The organism is Halomonas sp. MCCC 1A11062, from assembly GCF_021404355.1.
Lineage (GTDB): Bacteria > Pseudomonadota > Gammaproteobacteria > Pseudomonadales > Halomonadaceae > Halomonas > Halomonas aerodenitrificans.
The window spans coordinates 123,090-135,132 of record NZ_JABFTW010000008.1 but is presented as its reverse complement, the minus strand read 5'-3'; the positions used below and the strand labels follow the sequence as shown (position 1 = coordinate 135,132).

Below are 12,043 nucleotides of genomic sequence, written 5' to 3'. Positions count from 1 at the left end.
TCCTAAATAGCGCCGGGCGCTCCTTAGCGGCTCATGCTCTGTGGCAGGTAGAGGGCGATTTCCGGGAACAGATGCATCAGGGCGATGGACAGCATCATCAGCAGGAAGAACGGCAGCGTAGCCTTGGTGATGGTGAGGATGTCCTTGCCCGTGAGGCCCTGGATCACGAACAGGTTGAAGCCCACCGGCGGTGTGATCTGCGACATCTCCACCACGATCACCAGGTAGATGCCGAACCAGATCAGATCGAAACCGGCGGCGCTCACCAGCGGCATGATGATGGCGGTCACCAGCAGGATCAGCGAGATGCCGTCGAGGAAGCAGCCCATCACCAGCAGCAGCAGCGTCAGAGCCACCAGCAGCATGGTCGGTGAAAGGCCCATTTCGCCGATGGTGCGCGCCAACTGCATCGGCACCTGGGTGAAGCCCATGGCCGAGGTCAGGAACGAGGCGCCGGCGATGATGAAGGCGATCATGCAGGCGGTGCGAATGGCGGCGAACAGCGAGTCGCTGAAGATCCTGACGTTGAAGCTGCCGTTCCAGCGCGCGATGACCATCGACAGCACTACGCCGACGGCCGCGGCCTCGGTGGGCGAGGCGAGTCCGCCGTAGATCGACACGATGATGCCACCGATCAGCAGCAGGATGGGCAGCAGCTCAAGGGTCTGACGCAGCTTCTGGCCCAGCGGCATGGACGACTCGTCGGCGCCGGTGAGCCCCTTGCGATTGCCGCTCACCAGTGACCATATGATCAGGTAGGTCATGAACAGGGCGAGGATCATCAGGCCCGGGCCGATACCGGCCATAAAAAGTCGCGAGATCGACTGCTCGGTGACCACGCCATAGACGATCAGCACGATGGAGGGAGGAATCAGCAGCCCCAGCGTCGAGGCGCTGGCCAGGGTGCCAATGGCCATGTTGCTGTCGTAGCCGCGGCGCTCCAGCTCCGGCAGGGTCATCTTGCCCACCGTGGCGCAGGTGGCCGCCGAGGAGCCGCAGACGGCGGCGAACATGCCGCTACCTATGATGTTGGTATGCAGCAGACGGCCGGGCATGCGGTTGAGCCAGGGGGAGAGGCCGCGGAACATGTTGTCGGCAAGGCCGGAGCGAAACAGTATCTCGCCCATCCAGATGAACATCGGCAGGGCGGTCAGGTCCCAGCCGTAGCTGGCGCCCCAGAAATCGGAGGCGAGAATTGGACCCGGTGCGAAGGGGCTGAAGAAGGCCAGCGCAACCCAGGCGGTGCCGATCAGGGCAAAGGCGATCCACACCCCGCTGCCGAGCAGGACGGCCAGCGTCATTATCGTAGCCAGGCTGAGTATCAGCACGTGACGTGTCTCCGTGTGGTTGAGTGCGGCTCAGTGAATTTCACTGTCGTCGGTGGCTGTCGCTTCGCGGAAGCGACTCGGCTCGCGAATGGCGATACGTAGGGTCGTCACCAACGCCTCTGCCAGGGCCAGGCAGAGCAGTGCCACGCCGGTGGCCAGCACCGTCTGGGGAATCCACAGCGGAATCGACAGGAAGCCGGAGGAGACGTCGTTGAACATTCGGCTCTCCCGGGCAAGCTCCACCAGGCCGTAGCCGAGCAGCAGGCTGATGGCCAGCGCGACCAGCAGACAGAAGACCTCGAACCAGGCCCTGATAGCCGATGGCAGCCGTGAAATCAGCAGCGTGACGCGGATATGAGCGTGATGCACGAAGGTGTAGGCGAGGCCCAGGAAGGTCGCCCCCACGAGCAGATAGGAGGCGATCTCCGAGACGCCGGTGATGCTGAGCCCCAGACGCCGCATGCCGATCAGCACGAGCAGGGCGTCGATCAGACGAAACGAGACCTGCAGCGCGATCAGGGCGCAGATGGTCACCATGCAGGCGGCCGCGCCCCAGGCGCCCAGACGGTAGAGGGCATTGAACTTGAAGGTCATGACGCTAACCTCGAGGCGAGCTTGAAGGGGGCGTGGCGGCAAGCCGCCACGCCTGGGGTCGGGCTCAATCCTGGCGCTGCTGCTGGTACTCCTCGAGTACCTGCTGGGCCTGCTCGCCGGCGCGATTCTCCCAGGCTGAGAAGAGCTGGTTGCCGGCCGCCTGCAGAGCTTCCGCTACCTCCTCGTTCGGCTCGGAGACGGTGATGCCGTTCTCCTGCAACGCCTCGAGGCTGGCCTGGTTGTCGTCACGGCTCATCTGCCAGCCGCGCTCCTCGGCCCGTGCCGCCGCTTCGAGCAGCGCTTCCTGAGTGGCTTCATCCAGGCGGTCGAAGGCGCGCTGATTGATGAACACGATGTTCTTCGGCAGCCACAGGTTGGCGTCGGTGTAGTGGGAGACGTAATCCCAGGCGGTCATCGAGTTGCCGGTGGAGCTCGAAGTGATCATGGCGTCCACCCGGCCGGTGCTGAAGGCCGTGGGAATGTCCGACTCCTCGGTTTCGGTGGGGTTGCCGCCCAGGTAGTCGACGAAGCGCTGGGTGTTGATGTTGGGGGCACGGACCCGCAGACCCTCGAACTGCTCGGCATCGTTGAGTTCGAAGTCGGTATAGATGCCCTGGGCCGGCCAGGATACGGCGTAGAGCGGCATCATGCCCTGATTGGCGAACAGTTCGGTGATCAGCGGCTTGGTGGCCTGCCACAGTTCGTAGGCTTCCTCGTAGCTTCCGGCCACCCCCGGCAGGGTATCGACCTCGAAGATGGGATCCTCATTGGAGAGGGTGGAGAGAAAGATCTCCCCGGCCTCGATGGTGCCGCGGCGTACCGAAGGCTTGATCTCACCGTGGGCCACCAGCGAGCCGCCGCTGTGGACGTTGATGGTCAGTTCGCCACCGGTGGCTTCCGCCACGTCCTCGGCGAACTGCTTCACGTTCTTGGTATGGAAGCTGGCATCGCCGTAGGGAGTGGCCATGGTCCATTGCGCGGCGTTAGCCGCGGTGGAGAGGCCGCAGGCAGCGGCAATCAGCACGGAGCGGGACAGGATCTTGTTCATTTTGGTCTCTCTAGTTGGAGTTGTGTGGGTGGCGTCAGAGCGCCTATGGGTGAGTTGCGGGTCGTATCGGCCTCACCCAGCGGCCGGAGAAATCGCTCGTTGTCATGTCGGTGTCGCGTGACTCCGCATAGCGCTTGGCACATTGCTGTGCCAGCAGCCCCACGCTGCGGCAGAACCGGGGATGGCTGCCCATCCGCCAGATCACGTCGTAATGCATGTCCGGCAGGGCCTGCGGCAGCTCGACCCGATAGAGCTGACCCTGGCGCCATTCGTCGAGCACGGTGGCGACGGGGAGCGCGCCGATGCCGAGCCCTTCCGTGGTCATGCGCACGATGGTCATCAGCGTGCTCACGCTGTGGATACGGGGCTCCGCCACGCCCTGGCGGTCCAGGTACTCCACCAGCTCCTCATAGGGTCTAGCTCGTTTGCCGAAGGAGATGAAGGGCAGGCAGCCAAGCCACTCGCTACCGTGTGCCGCGATCGTCTCGACATGGTCGGGTGAGACGAACATGCCCATCTCGTAAGGGCTCAGCGGCACCTGGTCGATGCGCTCCGGCTCCAGGTAGCCGTTCATCGCCAGCAGGATGTCCAGGTCGTTCTTGGCCAGCCGGCGGTTGAGCGCCGGCGAGTAATCGACGCTCAGCTCGATGGTCAGCTGCGGGTAGCGCTGTGTCAGGCAGCGCATGAAGTCCGGCAGCCAGCTGTGCGCGATGGTCTCGATGGCGCCGAGGCGCAGAGGGGCGGAATAGTTCTCCTCGTCCTCGAACAGCTTCATCGCCTCGTCACGCTGCTGCAGAAGACGCTCGGCGTGAACGAAGAACTCGCGCCCGCGCATGGTGGGCTGGATCGGTCTGGCCGAACGTTCCAGCAGCACCTCGCCCACGCTGCTTTCCAGACGCGAGATACGCTCGGAAATCGACGGCTGGGTCAGATGCAGGCGCATTGCCGCCTTGCGGAAGGAGCCTAGCCTCACCGCCCAGACGAACGCCTCCAGCTCCTTGAAATCGAGCATCGTCGAATCCGGCTCAGGACTTCTTGAACAGCTGTTCTTCGCGATTCTTGAACGCCTTGAACTCCAAGGCATTGCCGGAAGGGTCGTAGAAGAACATGGTGGCCTGTTCCCCCGGCTCGCCCTTGAAGCGGATGTAGGGTTCGATCTCGAATGCCACGCCATGCTCGCGCAGCTTCTGCGCCAGGGCTTCCCAGGCATCCATCTCCAGTACCACGCCGAAGTGGGGAACCGGCACCCCATGCCCGTCTACCGGATTCTTGTGGCTGGAGACCGGGTTCTCCTTCAGGGCCGGGTTGAGATGACAGACGAACTGGTGACCATAGAGGTCGAAATCGACCCAGCTCTCTGACGAGCGGCCCTCAGGGCAGCCGAGGAAGTCGCCGTAGAAGCGTCGAGCCTCTTCGATGTCATGTACCTGTATGGCCAGATGGAAGGGGTCTTTTACTGACATCGGATTACTCCTTAAGGAAACACTGTACAAATGCCTGCGCGAGCGAATCGCTGCGTTGCGCGGTGCTCGGAATCCTCACCTATACCCCATAGGCTCCGGTTCCTGTGCTCCGTGCGCCTTGCGTTTCATCCCGCTCGTCGATTTGTTCAGCGCTCCCTTTATTGGCGTTATATTGGCTTGCTTCGTTTCATTGATAATCGCGAAGCGACATGGCGTCAACCATTTTTCCACAGAATAACAATATGATAGGAGACGCCGATATTGAGTATCGTGAAAAACGATTGGCATTGAAAAAGTGCGCTTCATATAGTGTCGATCATCACAAGAACAGTTCAATACAGCGCAAAACAGGAGTCGCCAATGGCCGTGCCACTGCTCAATTGCGATATGGGAGAGAGCTTCGGTAACTACACGCTGGGGCTGGACGGCGAGGTCATGCCCTATGTGGACTGCGCCAATATCGCCTGCGGCTTCCACGCCTCTGACCCCCATGTGATGCGCCATACGGTGCGGCTGGCGGTGGAGCATGGCGTCAGGGTCGGCGCTCATCCGGCCTATCCCGACCTGATGGGGTTCGGGCGCCGCTCCATGACCTGTTCTCCTGCCGAAGTCGAGGATCTGGTGCTGTATCAGATCGGTGCGCTGGCCGGCATCTGTCAGGCGGAGGGGACGACCATTCGCTACGTCAAGCCGCACGGTGCGCTGTACAACGACATGGCACGGGACCCCGAGCTGCTGAGGGCCGTGATGCGCGCCGTGACCAGCTACGATCCCAGCCTACCGCTGATGTTGATGGCGACCGCCGATCCGGAGCCCAGCCGGCGCTTGGCGGCGGAGATGGGGATCACCATCTGGTTCGAGACCTTTGCCGATCGCGCCTACGATGCCGGCGGGCATCTCGTCTCACGCCGTTTGCCGGGGGCGGTGCACCATGACCAGGCAACCATCGTTGCCCAGGCCGTGCGCCTGGCTCGTGGCGAGCCGTTGGCGGCCATCGACGGTACGCCTCTGCAGCTGCCTTGCGATACGCTCTGCGTGCATGGCGACAATCCTGAGTCGGTAGCCGCCGTTCGAGCGATACGCGAGTCCTTCCACGAGCTGGAACGGGCGTGACGATGTCCGTGCAGATCGAGTTGACGGCCATGGACGTGCTCATGGTGCGTCTGTTCGACACCATCGACGAGGCCAACATGGGCTGGATCGTGGCGGCCGATCGCGCCCTGCGCGATGCCTTCGGCGCCGAGCTCATCGACCTGGTACCCTCCTACACCACGCTCATGCTGCACTACGATGCACTGCGGGTATCCCATGACGAGGCCATCGGGCGAATTCGGCGCGTGCTCGAACGCCTGGAGCCGGCCGACGCCGAGCTGGGCCAATGTCATGAAGTGCCGGTCTGGTACGACCTCAGCGTCGGACCTGAGCTCCCCCGGGTGGCCGAACGAGCCGGCATCGCGGTGGACGAGGTGGTACGCCGCCACTGCGGTCGTGACTACTACGTCTTTGCCCTGGGCTTCGCCCCCGGCTACAGCTTCATGGGGCTGGTGGAAGAGGCGCTGGCCACGCCGCGGCTGAAAACGCCCAGGCGTCGAGTGGCCGCGGGCAGTGTGGGCATCGCCGACCGCCAGACCGCGATCTACCCGCTGGCCTCGCCCGGCGGATGGAACATTCTCGGGCGTACCGCTTTCCCGCTTTTCGAACACGCCCGTCGCGGCGAGCCCCTGCTAAGGCCGGGTGACCGGGTCCGCTTCAAGTCCATCAGCCGCGAGGAGTTCGTGCGGCAGGGTGGCGATACGACAGCGCTGGAGAGCGCGTCATGAGTTCCGTCAGTCAAGGTTCGTTACGTGTCGTACAGGCCGGTCCGCTGGCACTGCTGGTGGACGACGGTCGCTTCGGGGTGCGCCATCTGGGGGTCACTCAGGGCGGGGCTGCCGATTGGTTCTCGTTCCGCTGGGCCAACTGGCTGTTGGGCAATGCGCTGGATGCCGCAGCGCTGGAAATCGTCATCGGTGGCGGTCTCGAGCTGGAAGCGGTGGCGGACTCGACGCTGGCGCTGATGGGGGCCGATCTCGATACCCACCTCGATGACCGTGCCCTGAAGCCTGGCGCCACGTTCACCATACGGGCCGGCCAACGCCTGGTCTTCCGTCAGCCGCGCAATGGTTTGCGGGCCTACCTGGCCGTGCCCGGCGGTCTCGAAGCCCCTCTGGTGCTGGGAAGTCGCAGCGCCACGCCCCGGGAGCAACTGGGCGGGCTGCACGGCGATGGGCGTACGCTGCAGGTCGGCGACAAGCTGGCGTGGAACGGCCGTGCCGTCACCGGCCGTCGGCTGCCGTTCGACCCGACAATCAACATGGTGCTTTCGGGAAACTGGCTGGCGCTGGTACCCGGCGCCCAGATCGGCCATTTCAGCGGTGCCAGCCTCTCTCAGGCCTTCAATCTGCCCTGGCGGGTCGACGATCGTGCCGATCGTATGGGGGTCAGGTTGGTGGGGCCGAAACTGCATTGCCAACTGGGCGGCATGATTTCCGAGGGCATACCGCTGGGCGCGGTACAGGTGCCGCCCGACGGCCAGCCGATCGTGCTGCTCAACGATCGTCAGACCATTGGTGGATATCCGCGTCTCGGTGCGCTGACGCCGCTTGCCGCGGCGCGGCTGGCCCAGTGCTTGCCGGGACAAGAAGTCAGGCTGGTGGCCACCGCTCGCGAGCATGCGCTGCACACGCATCGTCGCTGTCTGGCGGCCTTCCGCTGAGCGGAGAAGGGCCAGTGGAAATCAGGCACCCAGGCCGCTTTCGCGCAGCAGCTGATCGAGAGAGGGTCTGGCGGCGCCGGAAGGAGCGCTGATGGCTTCTTCCAGCAGCAGTTGGGATTCCATGTCGTGCATGCCCACGGCCAGGCAGCGTTCGATCAAGGCTCCCTTACTCTGGCCGGTGTTCTGGGAGAGTCGCTCCAGGCGAAGTTCGATGTCACGTGAGAACCGCAGAAGGTGAGGCATGGTGCGCTCCATCGGGCCTTGGCAGCCGAGGCTGGGTCCGGCCGTGCTTGGATGGTATGTCCTTAACATAAACCGCCGGCGGCGGCCTGTCACCTGCGATTCTCGCGCAACGACATGACAGGGCAATGACCGAGCCGGTATCAGGCCAGGCCCCGTCGGGCCATGACCTGGGTGATGATGGGTACCGGGGTCATCAGGTGTTCGCGCATCATCTCGGCGGCGCGCGTGGCCTCGCGGGCCAGGATCACCTCGACCAGGGCGGCGTGCTCCTGACGCTTGCGCTCCAGCGCCTGCTCCGAGAAGACCGTTTCCTGCAGCCACAGATGGCGGTAGCGCTCCACCTGGTCGAACAGGCTCTCGCGCACCTGCAGCAGATGCGGCGAACGGCAGCCGCTGGCGATGGCGGTGTGGAATGCCTTGTGTCGTGCATCCCATACGTCCAACATTTCGTCGGGGCTGTTGACTTCCATGACCTTGGCCAGCGTATGCGCCTTGGCCAGGATGTCCGCCTCCCAGGCGTCGTCGCCGCGCTCGATGGCCAGAGTCAGAATCAACCCTTCCAACTGGGCACGAGCGTCGTAGATGTCGGCGAGCTCGGCCAGCGACATGGGCGCGACCCGGTAGCCGCGCTGGCTGATTGCGACCACCAAGCGCTCGGCGACCAGCTGCGACAGCGCTTCGCGCAGGGGACCGATACCCAACTGATAGCGCTCCTTGAGCCGGCTCATCAGCAGCTTTTCGCCGGGCTGGAAGACGCCTCGTGTGATGTCGCGTTTGAGCCAGCTGTAGGCGCTGATCCCGAGGTTCTGGCGTGGCGAGCTATCCATCGTCATTGTCGCTGTTTCCTTGCTTTTTCGCCCATGATAACCAAAGGCCACCGTTGGCGGTAACCACGCGACATTCATACCAAGTGTCTACATTTCATGCGACGGCTTTCTTCATGCGGGTCAGCGCTCACGCATTTCCATCACGCTCCAGTCGACGAGCTCCTGAGCCAAGCGGTCCGCGGCCGTGCCGAAGGCATCGACAACATGGTCGATGGATTCACTGTCGGCCCGCTGGTAATGGAGAAAGCGCTGGCTGGCCAGCAGGTGTTGCGTGCGGGCATCGATCAACCTTACGTCGAGGCGAATGACCGCTTCGGGATGACCGCTGCGGTACTCGCTGTGAAAGTTGCGCAAGTCGCTGTGCAGTTCCACGTCGGCGGTGGCGCCGCTGTCCTCGTGCACCACACCGGGCAGGCGGCCATCGTCATGAAAGGCGTCGAGCAGCCGGTCGCGCAGCATTAACGGCATGGTATCGGCCCAGCGTGCGCCGGCATACACCTGAGGGCGGTTGGGCTGCGGCACGACGAGAATTCGCGTGCCATCGAGCAGCCCGGTGGCGCGCGGCGTGGCCAGGCGCAGGGTGGCGTCCACCGGGGCGGCCGAGGAAGGCGAGTTTGTCAGTGGCTGGGCCGGCAGATCGTAGAAGGCGACCGGCGTGCGTTCCGGCACGAATTGGCAGCCGCCGAGCGCCAGGGCCGCTGCCAACCAGACGAGCCAGGACAAACGCGGGCGATACCTCATGGGCTGAACTCCTCGACGCGGTCGCGTCCCAGCAGGAAGTTACGAGGATTCTCCTCCAGGCGGCGTACGATGCGGTTGAGAGAGGAGAGGGTGTTGCGTAGCTCGATGGTGGCCGGCCCCAGGCCCTGCACGCCGCGTATGCCGCTTTCGAGCGCCCCCTGGTTGTCGGCTAACAGCTCCTCGAGACTCTGGGCCGTGCGGGACAGGCTGGCCGTGAGCTGGCGGGTATCGATCAGGATGCCTTCGGCCTGACCCTGCATCATGCCGCCGGTGCGGCTGGCCAAGGAGCGGAATTCGGCCAGGGCGCGGGCGGCTTCCCGAGAGACCTCCTCCATGCTCTCGGCGAGCCGAACCGGGGCGTCGCCGATGGCGGCAAGCTGGGAGGTGGTACGCTCGAGGTTGGCCAGGATTCGCTCCACGCTTTCCACATTGTCTTCCGACAGCACCGCCTCCAGCCGTGACAGCACGCGATTGACGTTGCCCAGCAGCTCTTCGCTGTCGCTGAGCAGGGCGCCCAGCGGCGATTGATCGGCAACGATACGCGCCGGTCGCTCGCCGCGGGCGATCAGCAGCGGGCTCTCGGGCGTGCCGCCGTGCAGTTGGATCGACATGCTGCCGGTAATGTTGGCCAGCGCCAGGCGCGCCCGGGTGTCCTGGCGAATCGGCACCTGGCTCTCGACGCGAATGAGGGCCATGACGTTGCGCGGGTCGGCCGGGTCGAGGCGCAGTTCCACGACGTCACCGACCCTGACGCCGCTGTATTCCACGGCGTTGCCCTCCGACAGGCCGCTGACACCATGGTTGAACAGCACTTCGTAATGGGTAAAAGCCTGGGCGCGAGTACTCTGGTTGAGCCACAGGGCGAACAGCACGCCGCCGACGATTGTCAGCACGACGAACAGGCCGATCACGACATGGTGCGCGCGGGTTTCCATCAGCGTCGTTCCCCCTCTGATAATGTGGATTGCTGCGCCGCCTTGTTTGCCGCGCGGCCTCGCGGACCGTGAAAATAATCGCGTATCCAGGGATCGTCGGTGGCTTCCACCACCGACAGTGTATCGGCCACCAGCACGCGCTTTTGGGCGATGACGGCGACCCGGTCGCAGCTCGAGTACAGCGTATCGAGATCGTGGGTGACCAGAAAGACGCTGAAGCCCAGGGCATCGCGCAGGGTCACCAGCAGGCGGTCGAAGGCGGCGGCGCCGATAGGGTCGAGGCCGGCGGTGGGCTCGTCGAGGAACAGCACTTCCGGATCGAGGGCCAGAGCGCGAGCCAGTGCGGCGCGCTTGATCATGCCGCCGGAGAGCGCCGCGGGGTCGAGTCGGGCAGCATCGGCAGGCAGCCCTGCCAGGGCCAGCTTGACCCGCGCCAGGCGTTCGGCATCAACGCGCGACAGGCCGGCATGCTCGATCAGCGGCAGGGCGACGTTCTCCTGAAGGTTGAGCGAGGAGAACAGGGCGCCGCGCTGGAACAGCACACCAAAGCGACGTTCGATGCTGGCACGGCGGCTGGAAGGCAGACGCTGCAGCTCCTCGCCGAAGACACGGATGGAGCCGCCATCGGGTCGCTTGAGGCCGACGATGCTGCGCAGCAGTACCGACTTGCCGGTGCCGGAGCCACCCACCACGCCAAGTATCTCGCCGCGCCGTATGTCCAGATCGAGGCCATCGTGCACTACATGCCGGCCGAAGCGGTTGACCAGGCCGCGAATCTCGACGATGGGTTCCGAACCGCGCATCACCAGCCCATCTCCATGAAGAACAGCGCGGCCAGGGCATCGAGCAGGATCACCATGAAGATCGATTGCACCACGCTCGAGGTGGTGTGCTCGCCCACCGACTGGGCGCTGGCCTCGGCCTTGAACCCTTCCAGACAGCCGATCACGGCGATCACGAAGGCGAACAGCGGTGCCTTGGCGATTCCCACTAGGAAGTGACCCAGGGGAATGTCGCGCTGCACGATGGCGAGGAATTGGGCAAAGGAGATGTCGAGCGCCATGGCACACACCAGCGCGCCGCCGAACATGCCACAGAGCATGCCGATCAGGGTCAGGATCGGCAGGCTGATGGTCATGGCGAGTACCCGAGGCAGCACCAGCAACTCCATGGGGTCGAGCCCCTGGGCGCGCAGAGCGTCGAGCTCTTCGTTGGCCTTCATCGAACCGATCTGGGCGGTGAAGGCGCTGGCGGTACGGCCGGCCAGCAGGATGGCGGCGAGCAGCACGCCGAATTCTCGCAGAAAGGCATAAGCGACCAGGTTCACCGTGTAGATGGTGGCACCGAAGTCGCGCAGTACCGTGGCGCCCAGAAAAGCCACCACTGCGCCCACCAGAAAGGTGAGCAGGGCGACGATGGGGATGGCGTTGAGTCCGGTTTGCTGTACGTGCGCCACCAGCGAGGTGAGGCGCCAGCGCCAGGGGGTGAGTAGCGTGGTCAGCAGCGTGCTCAGGGTCAGGCCGATGAAAGCGATCAACTGAAGCTGCTGGCGGGCGAGCTGCTCGACTATCTGCCCCAGGCTGGCCAAGGCCGCCAATGGGGCAGGCCGGGGCGCAGGCGGTGGCACCGGGCTGGTGCGGGAGGCTTCGGCCACTGCCTCGAGCAGTGCCTGGCGCTCCGGGGGCAGGCCGGGTGCCCACTGAGCGACCTCCAGCACGGCGTCGGGGCCCAGCAGGTCGACCAGCAGCGAAGCGCCTGAGGTATCCAGCTCGCCGAGCTTGGTCAGGTCGACCGAGTCGGCCTCATGAACCCGCGCCACGGCGTCCCTGAGCCTGGCATAGTGCGGCAGGGTCCAGTCGCCCACGGCGCTGAGGCGGTGGGCCTGCTGTTCCAGCATGCCGGGACGGGAAGCGGTGTCGGGCATGGTGAGTGGTGCTTCTCTCCCTGAAATGGTGGCTTAGAAACACTGCATAAATGCCTGCGCGAGCGTATCGCTGCGTTGCGCGGTGCCGAAGCGTCGGACCGTCGGAATCCTCACCTATACCCCATAGGCTCCGGTTGACGCGAAGCCTGCGGCTTCTCGCCCCTTCGGGGCCAGCCTACGGCTGT

General features: G+C 64.5%; 14 protein-coding genes. 3 read left to right on the top strand and 11 right to left on the bottom strand.

From position 1 onward, the window contains the following. Window positions 1-23: 23 nt before the first annotated feature. The 5 genes from HOP58_RS10975 to HOP58_RS10955 form a co-directional block, all read right to left on the bottom strand. The gene (locus tag HOP58_RS10975) at window positions 24-1,328 is read right to left on the bottom strand and encodes a TRAP transporter large permease subunit (protein ID WP_234253984.1); all 1,305 of its coding nucleotides are present in this window, start codon (window positions 1,326-1,328) and stop codon (window positions 24-26) included. 30 nt (window positions 1,329-1,358) lie between these two features. Further along, a complete protein-coding gene (locus tag HOP58_RS10970) occupies window positions 1,359-1,922 on the bottom strand; it encodes a TRAP transporter small permease (RefSeq protein WP_234253985.1) in 564 nt (187 codons plus the stop codon). Between the two features lie 64 nt (window positions 1,923-1,986). Further along, window positions 1,987-2,970 (bottom strand): TRAP transporter substrate-binding protein, encoded by a 984-nt coding sequence (locus HOP58_RS10965; RefSeq protein ID WP_234253986.1) that lies wholly within the window; start codon window positions 2,968-2,970, stop codon window positions 1,987-1,989. A 43-nt stretch (window positions 2,971-3,013) separates the two neighbouring features. After that, complete coding sequence (locus HOP58_RS10960; protein WP_234253987.1) at window positions 3,014-3,982, bottom strand: LysR family transcriptional regulator; 969 nt, start codon at window positions 3,980-3,982, stop codon at window positions 3,014-3,016. Window positions 3,983-3,995: 13 nt separating this feature from the next. Beyond that, window positions 3,996-4,433, bottom strand: a complete 438-nt coding sequence (locus tag HOP58_RS10955; RefSeq protein ID WP_234253988.1) for a VOC family protein — start codon at window positions 4,431-4,433, stop codon at window positions 3,996-3,998. Window positions 4,434-4,793: 360 nt separating this feature from the next. Here HOP58_RS10955 and HOP58_RS10950 point away from each other — a divergent pair, with 360 nt between their 5' ends. The 3 genes from HOP58_RS10950 to HOP58_RS10940 are packed head-to-tail and all read left to right on the top strand — an operon-like array spanning window position 4,794 to window position 7,188. Then, window positions 4,794-5,546 (top strand): 5-oxoprolinase subunit PxpA, encoded by a 753-nt coding sequence (locus HOP58_RS10950; protein WP_234260289.1) that lies wholly within the window; start codon window positions 4,794-4,796, stop codon window positions 5,544-5,546. Between the two features lie 2 nt (window positions 5,547-5,548). Further along, entirely contained in the window at window positions 5,549-6,253 is a 705-nt protein-coding gene (pxpB, locus tag HOP58_RS10945) for a 5-oxoprolinase subunit PxpB (RefSeq protein WP_234260288.1), read from the top strand. Then, window positions 6,250-7,188, top strand: a complete 939-nt coding sequence (locus HOP58_RS10940) for a biotin-dependent carboxyltransferase family protein (protein WP_234260287.1) — start codon at window positions 6,250-6,252, stop codon at window positions 7,186-7,188. Before pxpB ends, HOP58_RS10940 begins: the two co-directional genes overlap by 4 nt. Before the next feature lie 21 nt (window positions 7,189-7,209). Here HOP58_RS10940 and HOP58_RS10935 read toward each other — a convergent pair whose 3' ends face one another. The 6 genes from HOP58_RS10935 to HOP58_RS10910 form a co-directional block, all read right to left on the bottom strand. Then, window positions 7,210-7,431, bottom strand: a complete 222-nt coding sequence (locus tag HOP58_RS10935; RefSeq protein ID WP_010628512.1) for a hypothetical protein — start codon at window positions 7,429-7,431, stop codon at window positions 7,210-7,212. Window positions 7,432-7,571: 140 nt separating this feature from the next. Then, the gene (csiR, locus tag HOP58_RS10930; protein WP_010628513.1) at window positions 7,572-8,264 is read right to left on the bottom strand and encodes a DNA-binding transcriptional regulator CsiR; all 693 of its coding nucleotides are present in this window, start codon (window positions 8,262-8,264) and stop codon (window positions 7,572-7,574) included. A 114-nt stretch (window positions 8,265-8,378) separates the two neighbouring features. Further along, on the bottom strand, window positions 8,379-8,999 hold the full coding sequence (locus HOP58_RS10925; RefSeq protein ID WP_234260286.1) for an ABC-type transport auxiliary lipoprotein family protein: 621 nt from the start codon (window positions 8,997-8,999) through the stop codon (window positions 8,379-8,381). Next, complete coding sequence (locus tag HOP58_RS10920; RefSeq protein ID WP_010628515.1) at window positions 8,996-9,934, bottom strand: MlaD family protein; 939 nt, start codon at window positions 9,932-9,934, stop codon at window positions 8,996-8,998. The genes HOP58_RS10925 and HOP58_RS10920 overlap by 4 nt, the downstream gene beginning before the upstream one ends. Next, a complete protein-coding gene (locus HOP58_RS10915; protein WP_234260285.1) occupies window positions 9,934-10,737 on the bottom strand; it encodes an ATP-binding cassette domain-containing protein in 804 nt (267 codons plus the stop codon). The genes HOP58_RS10920 and HOP58_RS10915 overlap by 1 nt, the downstream gene beginning before the upstream one ends. Further along, the gene (locus HOP58_RS10910) at window positions 10,737-11,831 is read right to left on the bottom strand and encodes an ABC transporter permease (RefSeq protein ID WP_234260324.1); all 1,095 of its coding nucleotides are present in this window, start codon (window positions 11,829-11,831) and stop codon (window positions 10,737-10,739) included. The genes HOP58_RS10915 and HOP58_RS10910 overlap by 1 nt, the downstream gene beginning before the upstream one ends. Window positions 11,832-12,043: the final 212 nt, after the last annotated feature.